The 17443-nt window shown below is 68.5% G+C and carries 17 protein-coding genes; 13 read left to right on the top strand and 4 right to left on the bottom strand.

What is annotated here, in order from left to right:
* Nucleotides 1–2 precede the first annotated feature (2 nt).
* On the bottom strand, nt 3–1499 hold the full coding sequence (gene gatA / locus AC1DTW_RS23695; protein ID WP_477983857.1) for an Asp-tRNA(Asn)/Glu-tRNA(Gln) amidotransferase subunit GatA: 1497 nt from the start codon (nt 1497–1499) through the stop codon (nt 3–5).
* Nucleotides 1496–1801: an Asp-tRNA(Asn)/Glu-tRNA(Gln) amidotransferase subunit GatC gene (gene gatC, locus AC1DTW_RS23690; RefSeq protein WP_477983856.1), complete on the bottom strand. Its 306-nt coding sequence runs from the start codon at nt 1799–1801 to the stop codon at nt 1496–1498. The genes gatA and gatC overlap by 4 nt, the downstream gene beginning before the upstream one ends.
* A 303-nt stretch (nt 1802–2104) precedes the next feature.
* Here gatC and AC1DTW_RS23685 point away from each other — a divergent pair, with 303 nt between their 5' ends.
* From AC1DTW_RS23685 to rodA, 5 genes are all read left to right on the top strand, one after another.
* Entirely contained in the window at nt 2105–3148 is a 1044-nt protein-coding gene (locus tag AC1DTW_RS23685; protein WP_056471982.1) for a rod shape-determining protein, read from the top strand.
* Between the two features lie 66 nt (nt 3149–3214).
* Nucleotides 3215–4171: a rod shape-determining protein MreC gene (mreC, locus tag AC1DTW_RS23680; protein ID WP_477983855.1), complete on the top strand. Its 957-nt coding sequence runs from the start codon at nt 3215–3217 to the stop codon at nt 4169–4171.
* Between the two features lie 16 nt (nt 4172–4187).
* Nucleotides 4188–4709, top strand: coding sequence for a rod shape-determining protein MreD (gene mreD, locus AC1DTW_RS23675; protein ID WP_477983854.1), 522 nt, complete (start codon nt 4188–4190; stop codon nt 4707–4709).
* Between the two features lie 10 nt (nt 4710–4719).
* The gene (gene mrdA, locus AC1DTW_RS23670) at nt 4720–6819 is read left to right on the top strand and encodes a penicillin-binding protein 2 (RefSeq protein ID WP_477983853.1); all 2100 of its coding nucleotides are present in this window, start codon (nt 4720–4722) and stop codon (nt 6817–6819) included.
* Complete coding sequence (gene rodA / locus AC1DTW_RS23665) at nt 6816–7970, top strand: rod shape-determining protein RodA (RefSeq protein WP_477983852.1); 1155 nt, start codon at nt 6816–6818, stop codon at nt 7968–7970. The genes mrdA and rodA overlap by 4 nt, the downstream gene beginning before the upstream one ends.
* Here the strand turns inward: rodA and AC1DTW_RS23660 are convergent.
* Entirely contained in the window at nt 7903–9420 is a 1518-nt protein-coding gene (locus AC1DTW_RS23660) for a sensor histidine kinase (RefSeq protein WP_477983896.1), read from the bottom strand. The genes rodA and AC1DTW_RS23660 overlap by 68 nt on opposite strands.
* Nucleotides 9421–9560: 140 nt before the next feature.
* Nucleotides 9561–10232 carry a response regulator gene (locus AC1DTW_RS23655; RefSeq protein ID WP_477983851.1) on the bottom strand — a complete coding sequence of 224 codons (672 nt, stop codon included), beginning with the start codon at nt 10230–10232 and terminating at the stop codon, nt 9561–9563.
* A gap of 133 nt (nt 10233–10365) precedes the next feature.
* On the opposite strand from AC1DTW_RS23655, the gene recA reads away from it, so the two are divergent.
* The 8 genes from recA (at nt 10366) to AC1DTW_RS23615 (ending at nt 17187) form a co-directional block, all read left to right on the top strand.
* Nucleotides 10366–11457, top strand: coding sequence for a recombinase RecA (gene recA, locus AC1DTW_RS23650; protein ID WP_477983850.1), 1092 nt, complete (start codon nt 10366–10368; stop codon nt 11455–11457).
* 38 nt (nt 11458–11495) lie between these two features.
* Nucleotides 11496–12047, top strand: a complete 552-nt coding sequence (locus AC1DTW_RS23645) for a RecX family transcriptional regulator (protein ID WP_477983849.1) — start codon at nt 11496–11498, stop codon at nt 12045–12047.
* Between the two features lie 163 nt (nt 12048–12210).
* Nucleotides 12211–12822: a DUF2889 domain-containing protein gene (locus AC1DTW_RS23640; RefSeq protein ID WP_477983848.1), complete on the top strand. Its 612-nt coding sequence runs from the start codon at nt 12211–12213 to the stop codon at nt 12820–12822.
* Nucleotides 12823–12840: 18 nt separating this feature from the next.
* Complete coding sequence (sucC, locus tag AC1DTW_RS23635; RefSeq protein WP_477983847.1) at nt 12841–14013, top strand: ADP-forming succinate--CoA ligase subunit beta; 1173 nt, start codon at nt 12841–12843, stop codon at nt 14011–14013.
* Between the two features lie 29 nt (nt 14014–14042).
* Nucleotides 14043–14936 carry a succinate--CoA ligase subunit alpha gene (sucD, locus tag AC1DTW_RS23630; RefSeq protein ID WP_477983846.1) on the top strand — a complete coding sequence of 298 codons (894 nt, stop codon included), beginning with the start codon at nt 14043–14045 and terminating at the stop codon, nt 14934–14936.
* Nucleotides 14937–14982: 46 nt separating this feature from the next.
* On the top strand, nt 14983–15669 hold the full coding sequence (locus AC1DTW_RS23625; protein WP_477983845.1) for a TerC family protein: 687 nt from the start codon (nt 14983–14985) through the stop codon (nt 15667–15669).
* A gap of 335 nt (nt 15670–16004) precedes the next feature.
* Nucleotides 16005–16709, top strand: coding sequence for a TerC family protein (locus tag AC1DTW_RS23620; RefSeq protein ID WP_477983844.1), 705 nt, complete (start codon nt 16005–16007; stop codon nt 16707–16709).
* A 28-nt stretch (nt 16710–16737) separates the two neighbouring features.
* Complete coding sequence (locus AC1DTW_RS23615) at nt 16738–17187, top strand: hypothetical protein (protein WP_477983843.1); 450 nt, start codon at nt 16738–16740, stop codon at nt 17185–17187.
* The last annotated feature ends 256 nt before the right edge of the window (nt 17188–17443 follow it).

Raw genomic sequence — 17443 nt, 5'->3', positions numbered from 1 at the left:
GTTCAGTAGCCCGAGGGTGTGCGCGAATGCCAGTCGGTGGCCTGCTGGAATGCGTGCGCCGCGTGCAGCAGCGCGCCTTCGTCGAAGTAGTTGCCGATCAGCTGCAGCCCGACCGGCATCGCGCCCTCGCCGAAGCCGGCGGGCAGGCTCATGCCGGGCAGCCCGGCAAGGCTCGCGGGCAGCGTGAAGATGTCGGCGAGGTAGTTCGCGACCGGGTCGTCGCTCTTGGCGCCGAGCTTCCACGCGACCGTCGGCGCGACCGGCCCGGCGATCAGGTCGCACTGCGTCGCGAAGCAGGCCTGAAAGTCGTCGGCGATCATGCGGCGCAGCTTCTGCGCCTGCAGGTAATACGCGTCGTAATAGCCGTGGCTGAGCACGTAGGTGCCGATCATGATGCGGCGCTTGACCTCGGCGCCGAAGCCTTCGCTGCGGCTCTTCTTGTACAGCTCCTCGAGGTCGGCGTATTTCGCGGCCCGGTGCCCGTAGCGCACGCCGTCGAAGCGGCTCAGGTTCGAGCTCGCCTCGGCCGGCGCGATGATGTAGTAGACCGGGATCGACAGCTCGGTGCGCGGCAGGTTGACATCGACCAGCGTCGCGCCGAGCTTCTCGAATTCGGCCAGCGCGCTGCGCACCGCGCCGTTCACGTCGGCCGCGAGCGCGGCGGGAAAGAACTCCCGCGGCAGGCCGATGCGCAGGCCCTGCAACGGCTGCGTCGCGCTCGCGCCGGCGCGCGGCGCCAGCATTGCGGCATGGAAGTCCTGCGGCGGGCGCGGCGCGCTGGTCGAGTCGCGTTCGTCGAAGCCGCTCATCGCCGACAGCAGCAGCGCACAATCTTCAGCGCTGCGCGCGAGCGGGCCGGCCTGGTCGAGGCTCGACGCGAAGGCGATCATCCCGTAGCGCGAGCACACGCCGTAGGTCGGCTTGATGCCGGTGATGCCGGTGAAGCTCGCCGGCTGCCGGATCGAGCCGCCGGTGTCGGTGCCGGTCGCGGCCGGCAGCAGGCGCGCGGCGACCGCCGTCGCCGAACCGCCGGACGAGCCGCCCGGAACGCGCGTGGTGTCCCACGGGTTCTTGACCGGCACGTAGGCCGAGTTCTCGTTGCTCGAGCCCATCGCGAACTCGTCGCAGTTCAGCTTGCCGAGCGTCACGACGCCCGCCGCGGCCAGGCGCGCGACGACGGTCGCGTCGAACGGGCTGCGATAGCCGGCCAGCATCTTCGAGCCGGCGGTCGTTGGCAGTTCGCGGGTGACGAAGATGTCCTTGTGTGCGAGCGGCACGCCGAGCAGCGCGCCGCTCGCGCCGCCGGCGCGCTGCGTGTCAGCGACGCGGGCCTGTTCGAGCGCGCGCTCGGCATCGATCGCCAGCATCGCGCCGAGGTGTTCGTGCGCGGCAAGGCGTGCGAGCAGATGTTTCGTCGCCTCGACGCTGGAAACGTGCTTGTCGGCCATCGCGCGGCCGAGTTCGGCCACGCCCATCTCGTGGATCTGCCTGCCGCTCATGTGCCGATCACCTTCGGCACGAGGAACAGCCCATCCTCGACCGCGGGTGCGCTGCGCTGGTTCGCGTCGCGCTGATCGCTCGGCTCGCTGACGGCGTCGTCGCGCAGCCGCAGCGTGACCTCCTGCACCGCCGACAGCGGCGTGTACAGCGGCTCGACGCCGCTGGTGTCGACCGCGCTCATCTGCTCGACAATGCGGAAGAAGCCGTTGAGCTGCGTCAGCATCGCGGCCCGTTCGGGGGCCTGGAGTTCGAGCCGCGCCAGCTGGGCAATTCGGCTCACGTCGTCGGGGGTCAGTGGCATGGGAACAAGGGGGTTTGTCGGGCTCTTTTTACGGCCCAAAACAGGGCGCAGCGTGTCGAAAGCCGCGGGGCTTGCGGTATTATCCCCGGTTATCCACAAGCCTTTCGAGCCTGTGCAAATCATCGTTCGTCGATGATTTGACCCGGGGTTGAAGCGCTGGAGCCAAGAGCCACCCGAGCGCGCCAGAGCGTGCCGGTCGGCGCCCCGACAACCCACGTTCAACCACGGAATCCGGTTCGCCCGCCAGTGCTGCGCCTGCTTCATTGCCCGCAGGCTGCGTGACGAACCCCCAGCCCACACACCATGTTCGGATCCTTTCGTCGCTACTTCTCGACTGATCTGGCCATCGACCTCGGCACCGCCAACACGCTGATCTATGTGCGTGGCAAGGGCATCGTGCTCGATGAGCCCTCGGTCGTCGCCATCCGCCACGAAGGCGGCCCCAACGGCAAGAAAACCATCCAGGCCGTCGGCGCCGAGGCCAAGGCGATGCTCGGCAAGGTGCCCGGCAACATCGAGGCGATCCGCCCGATGAAAGACGGCGTGATTGCCGACTTCACGGTCACCGAGCAGATGCTCAAGCAGTTCATCAAGATGGTTCACCCGCGCTCGGTGCTGCGGCCGAGCCCGCGCATCATCATCTGCGTGCCCTGCGGCTCGACCCAGGTCGAGCGCCGCGCGATCCGTGAATCGGCGCTCGGCGCCGGCGCCTCCGACGTGTACCTGATCGAGGAGCCGATGGCCGCCGCGATCGGTGCCGGGCTGCCGGTCAGCGAAGCGAGCGGCTCGATGGTCGTCGACATCGGCGGCGGCACGACCGAGGTCGGCGTGATCAGCCTCGGCGGCATGGTCTACAAGGGCAGCATCCGCGTCGGCGGCGACAAGTTCGATGAGTCGATCATCAACTACATCCGTCGCAACTACGGCATGCTGATCGGCGAGCCGACCGCCGAAGCGATCAAGAAGAGCATCGGCAGCGCGTTCCCCGGCTCCGAAGTCAAAGAGATGGAAGTCAAGGGCCGCAACCTCAGCGAGGGCGTGCCGCGCAGCTTCACGATCAGCAGCAACGAGATCCTCGAGGCGCTGACCGACCCGCTGAACCAGATGGTCTCGGCGGTGAAGAACGCGCTCGAGCAGACTCCCCCCGAGCTCGGCGCCGACATCGCCGAGCGCGGCATGATGCTGACCGGCGGCGGTGCGCTGCTGCGCGACCTGGACCGGCTGCTGTCCGAAGAAACCGGCCTGCCGGTGCTGGTCGCCGAAGACCCGCTGACCTGCGTCGTGCGCGGCTGCGGCATGGCGCTCGAGCGCATGGAACGGCTGGGCAGCATCTTCACGTCGGAGTGAATCGATGACGATGCCGGCGGCGTCCTGACGCTCGCCGCGCAGCGGTAGTGGACTGAGCAAGGCCCGATGTCGATAGGCACCATTGACCGCACGCCGCCGCCCTTCTTCCGACAGGGCCCGTCGGCGCTGACGAAGCTGATTCTGTGTTCGGCGCTCGCGCTGTTCCTGATGGTCGCCGACAACCGTTTCGCGGTCACGCGCCAGCTGCGCGCGGTCGTCGCGACCGTGCTCTACTACCCGCAGCAGGTGCTGCTCGTGCCGGTCCAGGCGATCCAGGGCGGCGGCGGCTATCTTCTCGGGCTGAGGAACGCGCTCGCGAACGAGGAGGCCGCGAAGCGCGCGCTCGCGCAGCAATCCGAACGCGCGCTGCGCGTCGAGCAGCTGCTGGCCGAGAACGCGCGTCTGCGCGGCCTGCTCGACCTGCGGCCGAGCCTGAACCTGAAGTCGCAGGCGGCGCAGGTGCTGTACGAGGCCTCGGACCCGTACTCGCGCAAGGTCATCGTCGACCGCGGCGCGGCGAGCGGCATCATCGTCGCGTCGCCGGTGATCAACGAGACCGGCGTGCTCGGGCAAGTCACGCGCGTCTACCCGCTGTCGAGCGAGGTCACGTTGCTGACCGACAAGGACGCCGCGATCCCGGTGCTGAACACCCGCACCCAGGTGCGCAGCGCCGCGTTCGGCAGCGCCGGCGCGGTCGGCGGCGGCATGGAGATGCGCTTCATGGCCGGCAATGCCGACGTGCAGGTCGGCGACGTGTTGACGACCTCGGGCGTCGACGGCATCTACCCGCCGGGCCTGCCGGTCGCGAAGGTCGCCAGCGTCGATCGCAAGCTCGATTCGGGCTTCGCGCGCATCTTCCTGACGCCGAACGCGAACACCGATGGCGTGCGCCATGTGATGGTGATCGAGCCGCTCGGCGTGCAGATGCCGGCGCGGCCGGACGTCGCGCCGCCGCCCGAGGCGAAGCCGGGCCCCGCGAAGAAGGGCTCGCGCGCGGCGTCCCGGCCGGGAGCCGCGCAATGAGCACGGGCGACGCGTCATGATCATGCCGCGCGCATCAGGCCAGCTGCTGCTGCCGGTCAACCCGCTGTTCGTCGCGTCGACGTTGCTGGTCGCGCTTGCGCTGAACCTCGTGCCGCTCGGGCGCGTGCCGCTGCTGCCGGATTTCGTCGCGCTGGTGCTGGTGTTCTGGAACGTGCACCAGTCGCGTCGCGTCGGCGTCGGACTGGCCTTCGCGTTCGGCCTGCTGATGGACGTGCACGACGGCGCGGTGCTCGGCCAGCACGCGCTGGCCTACACGCTGCTGAGCTTCTTCGCGATCACGATCCACCGCCGCCTGCTGTGGTTCACGGTGCCGTCGCAGGCGGTGCAGATCCTGCCGCTGTTCTTCGCCGCGCACGCAGTCTCGCTGATCGTGCGGATGATCGCCGGCGGCATGTTCCCGGGCTGGCAGGTGCTGCTCGCGCCGGTGTTCGAGGCACTGCTGTGGCCGATCGCGACCTGGCTGCTGCTCGCGCCGCAGCGCCGCGCGCCCGATCCGGATCAGAATCGCCCGTTGTGAGGCGATCGCGATGACAGAACTGAAGAACGTCGAGCGCGAGGTCTGGCGTTTTCGGATGCGCCTGGCCGCGGCCGCGGCGTTCGTGCTGTTCGCATTCGGTCTGTTGACCGCGCGGCTCGTCTATCTGCAGGTCTACAAGCACGACGAGCTGTCGACGCAGGCCGAGAACAACCGCATCACGGTCGTGCCGATCGTGCCGAACCGCGGGCTGATCCTGGATCGCAACGGCATCGTGCTGGCGAACAACTACTCGGCCTACACGCTCGAGATCACGCCGAGCAAGGTCGACAATCTCGAGGCGACGATCGACCGCCTCGCCACGATCGTCAACATCGAGCCGCGCGACCGCAAGCGCTTCAAGCGGCTGATGGAGGAGAACAAGAGCTTCGAGTCGCTGCCGATCCGCACCAAGCTGAACGACGAAGAGGTCGCGCGCTTCACCGCTCAGCGCTTCCTGTTCGCGGGCGTCGACATCAAGGCACGGCTGTTCCGCAACTACCCGCTCGGCCAGGTCGGCAGCCACCTGATCGGCTACATCGGCCGCATCAACGAGGCCGAGAAGGAGAAGATCGACGACTCCGAGGACGAGGCCAACTACCGCGGCACGCAATACATCGGCAAGCTCGGCGTCGAGCAGAGCTACGAGGCCGAGCTGCACGGCGCGACCGGCTTCGAGGAGATGGAGACCAGCGCCAGCGGCCACCCGGTGCGCCGGCTGGACAGCAAGCCCGCGACGCCCGGCAACGCGCTCGTGATGTCGATCGACATCCGGCTGCAGGCGCTGGTCGAGGACCTGTTCGGCGACCGGCGCGGCGCGCTCGTCGCGATCGACCCGCGCAGCGGCGAGATCCTCGCGTTCGTCAGCAAGCCCAACTTCGACCCGAACCTGTTCGTCGACGGCATCGACCAGGACAACTGGAAGGCGCTGAACGAGTCGCCCGACAAGCCGCTGCTGAACCGCGCGCTGCGCGGCACCTACTCGCCTGGCTCGACCTACAAGCCGTTCATGGCGCTGGCCGCGCTGACGCTGGGCAAGCGCACACCGCAACAGACGATCTACGACCCCGGCTACTTCAATTTCGGCGGCCACACCTTCCGCGACGACAAGGAAGGCGGGCACGGTTCGGTCGACATGTACAAGTCGATCGTGCAGTCGTGCGACACCTACTACTACATGCTCGCGGCCGACCTCGGCGTCGACGCGATCCACGACTTCATGGCGCCGCTCGGCCTGGGCCAGCTCACCGGCATCGACATGCAGGGCGAGTTGCGCGGCGTGCTGCCGTCGACCGAGTGGAAGCGCAACGCCTACAAGAAGAAGGAGCTGCAGAAGTGGTATGCCGGCGAGACGATCTCGCTCGGCATCGGCCAGGGCCAGAACACCTTCACGATGCTGCAGATGGCGCAGGCCACCGCGACGCTCGCGGCAGCCGGCCAGCGCTTCAAGCCGCACCTCGTCAAGGTGGTCGAGAACTTCGAGACACGCGCGCAGGCACGCAAGGTCGGCGAGGCGCTGCCGCCGCTCGCCTGGAAGCCCGAGCACGTGGCGTTCATCCGCCATGCGATGTACGGCGTGACGCAAGAGGGCACGTCGCGCGGCTCGTTCGTCGGTGCGCCGTACCAGTCGGGTGGCAAGACAGGCACCGCGCAGGTGATCGGCATCAAGCAGGGCGAGAAGTACAACGCGCGCAACGTCGACGAGCGACACCGCGACAACGCGCTGTACACCGCGTTCGCGCCGGTCGATGCGCCGCAGATCGCGATCGCGCTGGTGGTCGAGAACGCAGGCTTCGGCGCCGGCGCCGCGGCGCCGATCGCGCGCCGCGCGATCGACTATGTGCTGACCGGCCAGTATCCGAGCGAGGCCGACATCGCAGCGACGCGGCTGGGCCAGTCGACCGCGCCGATCGGTGCGCCGCGCCCGGCCGCGTCGGTGCCGTTGCCGGGCACCACGGTCGACGGCGCGGCTGCCGCGCTGGTGCTGCCGGGCGCACCGGGCGGTTCGGGCGCGTCGGTCGCCCCGGCAGCACCGACCGCATCGGCCGCGTCGGCGGTGGCGGCGGCGGCGGCAGCGTCGATGACCCAGCGGATCGCGGCGAGAAAGCCATGAGCGCCGTTTTCGACCGACCCTCGCCGTGGCAGCGCATCAAGCCGATCTTCAGCGGCTTCGATGGCCCGCTGCTGCTCGCGGTGCTGCTGCTCGCCGGCGCGGGACTGGTGACGATGTATTCGGCTGGCTTCGACGCCGGCACGCGCTTCGCCGACCACGGCCGCAACATGCTGCTTGCGCTCGGGGTGATCTTTGTCGTCGCGCAGGTTTCGCCGCAGACGCTGCTGAAGTTCGCGGTGCCGCTGTACACGCTCGGCGTCGGGCTGCTGATCGCGGTCGCGGTGATGGGCGTCACGAAGAAGGGCGCGACGCGCTGGTTGAATGTCGGCGTCGTGATCCAGCCGAGCGAGATCCTGAAGATCGCGATGCCGCTGATGCTCGCGTGGTGGTTCCAGCGCCGCGAGGGCCAACTGCGCGTGCCCGATTTCGTGATCGCGCTGCTGCTGCTGCTGATGCCGGTCGGGCTGATCGTCAAGCAGCCCGACCTGGGTACCGCGATCCTGGTGCTGTCGGCCGGGCTGTACGTGATCTTCTTCGCCGGGCTGTCGTGGAAGCTGATCATCCCGATCCTCGTCGTCGGCGCGGTCGCGATCACCGCGATCGTCGTCTCGGAAGACCACATCTGCCAGCCCGAGGTCAAATGGCCGCTGCTGCGCGACTACCAGAAGAACCGCGTCTGCACGCTGCTGGACCCGACCACCGACCCGCTCGGCAAGGGCTTCCACATCATCCAGGGAATGATCGCGATCGGTTCGGGCGGCGTCGACGGCAAGGGCTTCATGAAGGGCACGCAGACGCACCTCGAGTTCATCCCCGAGCGCACGACCGACTTCATCTTCGCGGCCTACTCCGAGGAGTTCGGGCTGATCGGCTGCGGCGCGCTGGTGCTCGGCTTCGTGTTCCTGATCTTTCGCGGCCTGATGATCGCGGCCGAGGCGCCGACCGTGTTCACGCGGCTGCTCGCCGGGGCGATCACGCTGAGCTGGTTCACCTATGCGTTCGTCAACATGGGGATGGTCAGCGGCATCCTGCCCGTCGTCGGCGTGCCGCTGCCGTTCATCAGCTACGGCGGCACCGCGATGGTCACGCTGGGTCTGGGGCTGGGGATCCTGATGTCGATCTCGAAGAGCCGGCGCCTGATCCAGAGCTGACGACGGCCGGCGCCTCGGGCTCGGCCGCGGCGCTCGCCGGCAAGCGCACCGTGATCAGCGTGCCGGGCGGGCTGCGCGTCGAGGCGTCGGCGATGTCGATCTCGGCGCCGTGCTGCACGGCGATCTCGCGCACGATCGCGAGGCCCAACCCGGAGCCGTCGACCTCGGTGCCGAGCGAGCGGTAGAAGGGCTGGAACACGAGCTCGCGCTCGGCCAGCGCGATACCCGGCCCGGAATCCTCGACCTGCAGCACCACGACCTGGCCGAAAGGGTCGTCGATCACGCGCACCGTGACGGTCCCGCCGGCCGGCGTGTACTGCAGCGCGTTGTCGACCAGGTTGCGGATCAGCTCGCGCAGCAGCAACGCGTGGCCCAGCACCAGCGGGCCCTGCGGGTGGCGCGCCGCGGCCGCTTCACTGGGGCCTTCGTAGCCGAGGTCGATGCGCTTCTCGAGCGCCCGCGGGACGAAATCGCGCACCGTCTCGGTCGCGAGACGCGCCAGGTTCACGACCTGGCGCTGCGCGACCTGTTGCTGGTTCTCGGCGCGCGCCATCGCCAGCAGCTGGTTCACCATGTGCGCCGCGCTCTGGCTCGAGCGCGCGATCTGCTGCAGCGATTTCTTCAGCGCCTGCGGGTCGTGCTGGCCCGCATCGATCTGGCGCTGCGCGAGTTCGGCCTGGGTGCGCAGCCCCGCCAGCGGCGTCTTCAGCTGGTGCGCGGCATCGGCGAGAAAGTGCTTCTGCGCGCGCAGCGACTGGTCGAGGCGCGCCAGCAGGTCGTTGATCGCGCGCACCAGCGGCGAGACCTCCTCGGGCGCCTGGCGCTCGTCGATCGGGCTCAGGTCGCTGCTGTCGCGCCGGCGGATGCGCTGCTGCAGTTCGTTCAGTGGCGCGATGCCGCGCGCCAGCGCGAGCCACACCAGCAGCACCGCCAGCGGCAGGATCACGAACTGCGGCAGGATCACGCCCTTGATGATCTCGGTTGCCAGCCGCGAGCGCTTGCCCAGCGTCTCGGCGACTTGCACCAGCGGTGCGTCGCTCGTGCCGCTGGTCGTGCCGGGCACGCGCTGCACGCTCACCCACATGTACGCGACGCGCACCGTCTCGCCACCGAGCGTCTCGTCGCGAAAGCGCAATTCGCCGGGCGGCGCGCGGTCTTCGTCGCCGGGAACCGGCAGTGCACTGTCGCCGCTCAGGTACTCGCCGCGCAGGCCGAGCACCTGGTAGAAGATGTCGTCGGCCTCGTCGGTGCGCAGGATCTCCGCGGCCGCGGCCGGCAGCTTGAACACCGCCTGCGGGCGGCTCGCGTCGGCACGCACCGAGACCTCCTTCGCCAGCACGCGCACCATCTCGCCGAGCTCGCGATCGAAGGGCTTGTTCGCGATGCCCTGCGCGACCAGCCAGGTCAGCACCACGCTCATCGGCCACAGCAGCAGCAGCGGCGCGAGCATCCAGTCGAGGATCTCGCCGAACAACGAGCGCTGCTCGCGGGATGTCTGCCCCTCGGCCGACGGGTACGTCGGCCGATCCCCCGAGGGGATGCGGGCCGGCTTGGGAGCGGCCCGGCGCTCGGCCCGCCGCCAGGTCACCTTCACGCGGGAATCTTCTCCAGGCAGTAGCCGAGCCCGCGCACCGTCGCGATCCGCACCGGGCCCTGCTCTATCTTCTTGCGCAGCCGGTGGATGTAGACCTCGATCGCGTTGTTGCTGACCTCTTCGCCCCACTCGCACAGGCGTTCGACCAGCTGGTCCTTGCTGACGAGCCGGCCGGCGCGCTGCAGCAGCACCTCGAGCAGGCTCAGCTCGCGCGCCGACAGCTCGACCATCTGGTCGTTCAGGTAGGCGACGCGCCCGGTCGCGTCGAAGCTCAGCGGGCCGTGCTTGATGATCGTCGAGGCGGTGCCCAGGCCGCGCCGTGTCAGCGCCCGCACGCGCGCCTCGAGTTCCTGCAGCGAAAACGGCTTGGCCATGTAGTCGTCGGCCCCGAGGTCGAGCCCCTTGACGCGCTGCTCGACACTGTCGGCCGCGGTCAGGATCAGCACCGGAACGCTCGCCCCGCGTGCGCGCAGCTTGCGCAGCACCTCCAGGCCATGCAGCTTCGGCAGGCCGAGGTCGAGGATCACCAGATCGAACTCGTGCGACGCGAGCGCGGCATCCGCCTCGGTGCCGCTGCCGACCTGATCGACCGAGTAGCCGGCATTGCGCAGCGAGCGCAGCAGGCCATCGGCGAGCACTTGGTCGTCTTCCGCGATCAGGATTCGCATCGCAGTCTCCTGTTCTGGTGGCCGGTGCGTCGCCGGCGAGCTTCATTGTAGGGACGGGCTCGAAATAGCGTCCGGTACCACTGTACAAACATCCAGCTTTTGGGATAATGCCCCCAACTTCAGGAGAACCCCCTTGGACGCTACCGCAAAGGCACCCGCCGCCCCGACGACCCTCAACACCGAAAAGGCCAAGGCCCTGCAGGCTGCGCTGTCGCAGATCGAAAAGCAGTTCGGCAAGGGCACGATCATGCGCCTCGGCGAAGGCGAGGTGATCGAAGACATCGAGGTCGTCTCGACCGGCTCGCTCGGCCTCGACATGGCGCTCGGCGTCGGCGGCCTGCCGCGTGGCCGCGTCGTCGAGATCTACGGCCCTGAATCGAGCGGCAAGACCACGCTGACCCTGCAGGTCATCGCGCAGATGCAGCGCGTCGGCGGCACCTGCGCCTTCATCGACGCCGAGCACGCGCTCGACATCGGCTATGCGCAGAAGCTCGGCGTCAACCTGCAAGACCTGCTGATCAGCCAGCCCGACACCGGCGAGCAGGCGCTCGAGATCGTCGACGCGCTGGTGCGCTCCGGCTCGGTCGACCTGGTCGTCGTCGACTCGGTCGCCGCGCTGACGCCGAAGGCCGAGATCGAAGGCGAAATGGGCGATTCGCTGCCCGGCCTGCAGGCGCGCCTGATGAGCCAGGCGCTGCGCAAGCTGACCGGCAGCATCAAGCGCACGAACACGATGGTGATCTTCATCAACCAGATCCGCATGAAGATCGGCGTGATGTTCGGTTCGCCCGAAACCACCACCGGCGGCAACGCGCTGAAGTTCTACGCCTCGGTGCGGCTCGACATCCGCCGCATCGGCTCGATCAAGAAGGGCGAAGAGGTCATCGGCAACGAGACCAAGGTCAAGGTCGTCAAGAACAAGGTCTCGCCGCCGTTCAAGACCGCCGAGTTCGACATCCTCTACGGCCAGGGCATCAGCCGCGAAGGCGAGGTGATCGACATGGGCGTCGAGCAGAAGGTGCTCGAGAAGAGCGGCTCCTGGTACGCCTACAACGGCGAGAAGATCGGCCAGGGCAAGGACAACGCGCGCGAGTTCCTGCGCGAGAACCCCGAGCTCGCATTCGAGATCGAGAACAAGGTGCGCGCCGCGGCCGGCATCCGGCTGCTGGCCGGCGCTGGTCCGGCAGACGAGAAGCCGGCAAAGCTGAAGGTCGTCAAGGAGTAATTGACCCGGCGCGGCCGAACGCAACCGAGCGCATCGAGATGGCCAGGCCGGCGCCCTCGCTGAAGGCGCGCGCGCTGCGCTGGCTGGCGCAGCGCGAGCAGAGCCGGGTCGAGTTGCGGCGCAAACTGTTGCCCTACGCGCTGGCCGAAGACGCGGCCGTCGTCGCCGACGAGAACGCTGACATGGGTTCGGTGCGCACCGTGGTGCCGCCCGCCGAGCGCGTCGAGGCGGTGCTCGACTGGCTCGAAGCGCATCAGTACCTGTCGCAGGCGCGTTTCGTCGAGTCGCGCGTGCACGCACGGTCGGCGCGCTTCGGCAACCTGCGCATCCGCCAGGAGCTCAAGCAGCACCAGGTCGAATTGGCGCCCGAGGCGGCCAGCGCGCTGCGCGAGACCGAACTGCAGCGCGCCCGTGCGGTGCGCGAACGCAAGTTCGACGGCTGGCCGGCGAACGCCGCCGAGCGCGCCAGGCAGGCGCGCTTTCTCGCCGGCCGCGGTTTTTCGCCCGAGGTGATCGGGCGCGCGCTGCGCGCGCCGCCGGCGTCCGACGACGATGATGCCCGGCGGCCGCGCCGCTTGAGCGACACATGACGCTCGGCTGAAGCGCCGGCAGGCGCCGCCCTCAGGCGCCGAGCTCGGCGTGTCAGCGATGGTGCAGAGCAGCATGCTACATTCTGCGGTTGATTTGCAGGCCTGCCGGGCGTCGTCGCTCGTCGGACTCGATCTCGAATCCCGTCACTCCGCCCGCCCACCGATGGCCCTGCCGACCGCCGCCAGCGACCGCCAGCTCAAGCACCGCCGCAGCATCGCCGTGCAGATCTATGCGCGCGGCAATGGCCTTTGGGAGGTCGACGCGCACATCACCGATGTGCGCCCGCGCGAGACCCGCATGGCCACCGGCATGCTGCCCGCCGGCGAGCCGATCCACGACATGCTGCTGCGCCTCGTCGTCGACGAGCGCTTCAACATCCTCGAGGCCGGCGCGCAGACCTCGGCGATGCCGTACCCGGGCGAGTGCAACAGCTACGGCGACATCTACGGCCGCCTGGTCGGCCTGAACCTGATGAAGGGCTTTCGCCATGCCGTGCGCGAGCGGCTCGGCGGCGTGCAGGGCTGCACCCACATCACCGAACTGACCCAGGTGCTGCCGACCGCCGTCGTGCAGGCTTTTGCCGGCGAGGTGATCGACACGCGCGGCGACGGCGCCGACAGCCAGCAACCGTTCCAGATCGATCGTTGCCATGCGCTGCGCGCCGACGGCCGCGCGGTTCAGACCTACTACCCGCGCTGGTACCGCGCGCCCCCCTCCGATCCCATCGCAGACGAACCGCCGAAGAGCGCCGCCGCCGTCACCTCCGAAAACTGAAAGCCCGAGAGACCCACCATGAAGATCCACGAGTACCAAGGCAAGGAAATCCTGCGCCAGTTCGGCGTCCCGGTGCCGCGCGGCTACCCCGCGTTCAGCGTGCGCGAAGCCACCGAGGCCGCGCAGAAGCTCGGCGGCCCGGTGTGGGTCGTGAAGGCGCAGATCCATGCCGGCGGCCGCGGCAAGGGCGGCGGCGTGAAGCTCGCGCGCTCGATGGCGGATGTCGAAAACCTCTCGACCGAGATCCTCGGCATGCAGCTGAAGACGCACCAGACCGGGCCGGAGGGCCAGAAGGTGCGGCGCCTGCTGATCGAAGAGGGCGCGGACATCAAGAAGGAGTACTACGTCGCCGCCGTCACCGACCGCGCGACCCAGAAGGTCGCGCTGATGGCCAGCTCCGAAGGCGGCATGGACATCGAAGAGGTCGCGCATGCGACGCCCGAGAAGATCCTGAAGGTCTTCGTCGATCCGGCGACCGGTCTGACCGACGCGCAAGGCGCCGAGCTTGCGAACGGCATCGGTGTGCCGGCCGGCTCGACCGCGCAGGCGATCGACGTCTTCAAGAAGCTCTACCAGTGCTACATGGACACCGACTGCTCGCTGGCCGAGATCAACCCGCTGATCCTGGAAGGCAACGGCAACATCAAGGCGCTCGACGCGAAGTTCAACTTCGACGCGAACGCGCTGTTCCGCCACCCCGAGATCGTCGCGTACCGTGATCTGGACGAAGAGGACCCGGCCGAGATCGAGGCCAGCAAGTTCGACCTCGCCTACATCCAGCTCGACGGCAACATCGGCTGCCTCGTGAACGGCGCCGGCCTGGCGATGGCGACGATGGACACGATCAAGCTGTTCGGCGGCGAGCCGGCGAACTTTCTCGACGTGGGCGGCGGCGCGACCGCCGAGAAGGTCACCGAGGCCTTCAAGATCATGCTCGGCAACCCGAAGGTCAAGGCGATCCTCGTCAATATCTTCGGCGGCATCATGCGCTGCGACACGATCGCCGAAGGCGTGATCGCCGCGTGCAAGGCCGTCAACCTGAACGTGCCGCTGGTCGTGCGCATGAAAGGCACCAACGAGGACCTCGGCAAGAAGATGCTGAAGGAGTCCGGGCTGCCGATCATCACCGCCGAATCGATGGCCGAAGCCGCGAAGGCCGTGATGGCCGCGCTGGCCGCGCCGAAGGCCTGAGCGCCGCCCCGCACGCACAAGGAAATCACATGAGCATCCTGATCAACAAAGACACCAAGGTCATCACGCAGGGCATCACCGGCAAGACGGGCCAGTTCCACACCCGCATGTGCCGCGACTACGCGAACGGCAAGGCCGCCTTCGTCGCCGGCGTGAACCCGAAGAAGGCTGGCGAAGACTTCGAAGGCATCCCCATCTATGCCAACGTCAGCGAAGCCGCGAAGGCCACCGGCGCGACCGTCAGCGTGATCTACGTGCCGCCGGCCGGCGCCGCCGCGGCGATCTGGGAGGCGGTAGAGGCCGATCTCGATCTGGCGATCTGCATCACCGAGGGCATTCCCGTCAAGGACATGCTGCTGGTGCGCAACCGCATGAAGGAGAAGGTCGCGAAGGGCGGCAAGAACACCTTGCTGCTCGGGCCGAACTGCCCGGGCCTGATCACGCCGGACGAAATCAAGATCGGCATCATGCCGGGCCACATCCACAAGGCCGGTCGTGTCGGCGTCGTCTCGCGCTCTGGCACGCTGACGTACGAGGCAGTCGCGCAGCTGACCGAGCTCGGCATCGGCCAGAGCAGCGCCGTGGGCATCGGCGGCGATCCGATCAACGGCCTGAAGCACATCGACGTCATGAAGCTCTTCAACGACGATCCGAACACCGACGCGGTGATCATGATCGGCGAGATCGGCGGCCCGGACGAAGCCGATGCGGCGCGCTGGTGCCAGCAGCACATGAAGAAGCCGATCGTCGGCTTCATCGCCGGCGTGACCGCGCCGGCCGGCAAGCGCATGGGCCACGCCGGTGCGCTGATTTCGGGCGGTGCCGACACCGCCGACGCGAAGCTCGAGGTGATGGAAGCCTGCGGCTTCACCGTCACGCGCAATCCGTCCGAGATGGGTCGGCTCCTCAAGGGCCTGATCTGATCCTCGCGTTCCCCAGACCGACGAATTCGCGACAAGGCCATCGACGATGGATTTCACCAGCGGCACCTACTGGGCGGCACTCGGCTCGATCATCCTCGCCAACATCGTGCTGTCGGGCGACAACGCCGTCGTGATCGCGATGGCGGCGCGCTCGCTGCCGTCGCACCAGCAGAAGAAGGCGATCTTCTGGGGCAGCGCCGCGGCGATCGTGATGCGGATCATCCTGACGCTGATCGCGGTCGAGATGCTGAAGTGGCCGTACCTGAAAATCGTCGGTGCGCTGCTGCTGCTGTACATCGGCATCTCGTTGCTCAGCGAGGACGACGGCGAGGAAGACGGCCATAAAGAGATCGGCGGCATGGCCGCCGCGATCCGCACGATCCTCGTCGCTGACCTCGTGATGAGCCTGGACAACGTGCTCGCGGTGGCCGCGGCCGCGAAGGGCAACACCCCGCTGCTGATCATCGGGCTGGCGGTCAGCATCCCGCTGATCATCTTCGGCAGCACCTTGCTGCTGAAGGTGATGGAGCGCTTCCCGATCATCATCACGCTTGGCGCGGCGCTGCTCGGGTTCCTGGCCGGCGAGATGCTGTTCACCGACCCGGCCGTCGTGGCGCGCTTCGGCGAGCTCTCGCACGCCGTCGTCAATGCAGCCGGCGCGGTCGGGGCGGTGATCGTCGTCGTCGTCGGCCTGTGGCTGCAGCGGCGCGCACGGCAAAAGGCCCCGGCTTGACATGGGCAGGCGGCGCCTGTCCTAATCGAGGCTGAAGGGGAGTAGCTCAATGCCTTCCTGGTGTGCCGGCATCGCCGGCTGACCAGACAGGCGTTTCGGCAAGCCGTCAATACGAAGCGGGTTCCGCGAACCGCTTCCGGTTTACCGGGCCAGAACATTCACTCCATGCCGGGCAAGACCTTCGATGCAAGCCGCTTCCGCGTGAGCAGGGCGGCGGGCTCGAGGCCGGCGCGCTGCCTTCTGCAGCACCCACCGTCCATCTGAGTTCGCTTCTCCGGTCGCGCGTCTGTGCGGCATTGCATCGTTTGTCGTGCATTGCTGTTCATGGAGACCGTATGGAACTCTTCTCTGCCGCGTGGCTTTCCGCGCTGCTGGCGATCGTCCTGATCGACCTGGTGCTCGCCGGCGACAACGCGATCGTGATCGCGCTCGCCGCGCGCAAACTCCCTCCTCGCCTGCAGACCCGCGCGATCGTCTGGGGCACGGTCGGTGCGATCGTCGTGCGCACGCTGATGACCGTCGGCGTCGTCTGGCTGCTGAAAATTCCGGGTCTGATGCTGGTCGGCGGCCTGGGCCTGGTCTGGATCGCCTACAAGCTCCTCGTGCCCGGTGGCGATCACGATCACGACCCTTCGCACGCACCGAACGCGACGACCTTCTGGGGCGCGATGCGGACCATCGTGATCGCGGATGCCCTGATGGGCGTCGACAACGTGCTCGGCGTCGCCGGCGCCGCGAAGGGCAGCATCGATCTGGTCGTGATCGGCCTGCTGATCAGCGTGCCGATCGTCGTCTGGGGCAGCAGGCTGGTGCTCAAACTGGTCGAGCGCTGGCCGGTCATCACCTACCTCGGCGCTGGCGTGCTCGCGTACACCGCGGCCCACATGATCGTCGCCGAGCCGCTGCTCGATGCGGTGTTCGATCCGAGCATCGCGATGCGCGTCGTCACGCACGCGCTGCTGATCGTCGGCGTGCTCGCCGCCGGCTGGTGGGCCACGCACCGTGCCAGCACCGGCGCGCGCGCGCCGAGCGCCCATTGACCGCGCCGTCAACCCAGGAGAATCTCACATGGAAACGATCGCCGTGTTCGTCAACGACGTGCCCCACGCGCGCCACATCCTGCAGCCGATGCTCGACGGCGCGGGGCCGACGCATTGGGTGCTCGTCGCGTGCCCGCCGACGCTGACGCGCCACATCGGCCGCTGGGTCTCGCACAGCGCACGCCGCCAATGGCGCGAGCAGTGGGCCGCGAACTTGTTCGCCGTGCTCGAGGCCGACCTGCGCACCGGAGCCGGCAGCGTGATCGAGACGCTGATCGCGAAGCGGCCCCTCGCCGACGTGTCGACCCGGCTGCTCGCGCGCCTGCCGCACCTGCGCCTGCTCGATGCACGCCAGCCGCGGGTCGGCCGCGCGGACGAGCCGATCAGCGTCGCGCAGCCCGCCGAGGCGGCCGGCAGCTGGGTTGCGCCGGCCGCCGCGACGGCCGGCTTGTCGCTGATGCTGACGCTCGCCGACTGATCCGGCCCGGCGACCCGCGCCCGGCGTGTGCTAACGTGCCCGCGCAATGAGCAGGCACGTTGATCTTCTTCGCTGCGCCGCCGGGCGCGCCGGGCGCTGATGCTGTCGCGGTTCGGCCTGGACGGCTGGCTCGTCGTCGCGCTGCTGATCGGCATCGCGTACGGCATCGGCTGGTTCGTCGGGTCGCGCCGCCGGTCGTCGCCACCGGTCGCCGCCCGCGCGCCGGCCGCCGCGCCGGCTGCCGCGGCGCCGGCCC

Source organism: Rhizobacter sp. P5_A1, assembly GCF_056400745.1.
Note: the sequence above shows the minus strand (reverse complement) of the source record. Positions and strands in the feature narration are given on the sequence as shown.

Coding starts and splice junctions, on each gene's coding strand:
- sucD (WP_477983846.1), top strand. CDS start 14,043: ATGAGCATCCTGATCAACAAAGACACCAAGGTCATCACGCAGGGCATC.
- AC1DTW_RS23645 (WP_477983849.1), top strand. CDS start 11,496: ATGGCCAGGCCGGCGCCCTCGCTGAAGGCGCGCGCGCTGCGCTGGCTG.
- AC1DTW_RS23685 (WP_056471982.1), top strand. CDS start 2,105: ATGTTCGGATCCTTTCGTCGCTACTTCTCGACTGATCTGGCCATCGAC.
- AC1DTW_RS23625 (WP_477983845.1), top strand. CDS start 14,983: ATGGATTTCACCAGCGGCACCTACTGGGCGGCACTCGGCTCGATCATC.
- AC1DTW_RS23655 (WP_477983851.1), bottom strand. CDS start 10,232: ATGCGAATCCTGATCGCGGAAGACGACCAAGTGCTCGCCGATGGCCTG.
- AC1DTW_RS23640 (WP_477983848.1), top strand. CDS start 12,211: ATGGCCCTGCCGACCGCCGCCAGCGACCGCCAGCTCAAGCACCGCCGC.
- mreC (WP_477983855.1), top strand. CDS start 3,215: ATGTCGATAGGCACCATTGACCGCACGCCGCCGCCCTTCTTCCGACAG.
- mreD (WP_477983854.1), top strand. CDS start 4,188: ATGATCATGCCGCGCGCATCAGGCCAGCTGCTGCTGCCGGTCAACCCG.
- AC1DTW_RS23615 (WP_477983843.1), top strand. CDS start 16,738: ATGGAAACGATCGCCGTGTTCGTCAACGACGTGCCCCACGCGCGCCAC.
- AC1DTW_RS23660 (WP_477983896.1), bottom strand. CDS start 9,420: ATGCTCGCGCCGCTGCTGCTGCTGTGGCCGATGAGCGTGGTGCTGACC.
- gatC (WP_477983856.1), bottom strand. CDS start 1,801: ATGCCACTGACCCCCGACGACGTGAGCCGAATTGCCCAGCTGGCGCGG.
- AC1DTW_RS23620 (WP_477983844.1), top strand. CDS start 16,005: ATGGAACTCTTCTCTGCCGCGTGGCTTTCCGCGCTGCTGGCGATCGTC.
- sucC (WP_477983847.1), top strand. CDS start 12,841: ATGAAGATCCACGAGTACCAAGGCAAGGAAATCCTGCGCCAGTTCGGC.
- gatA (WP_477983857.1), bottom strand. CDS start 1,499: ATGAGCGGCAGGCAGATCCACGAGATGGGCGTGGCCGAACTCGGCCGC.
- rodA (WP_477983852.1), top strand. CDS start 6,816: ATGAGCGCCGTTTTCGACCGACCCTCGCCGTGGCAGCGCATCAAGCCG.
- mrdA (WP_477983853.1), top strand. CDS start 4,720: ATGACAGAACTGAAGAACGTCGAGCGCGAGGTCTGGCGTTTTCGGATG.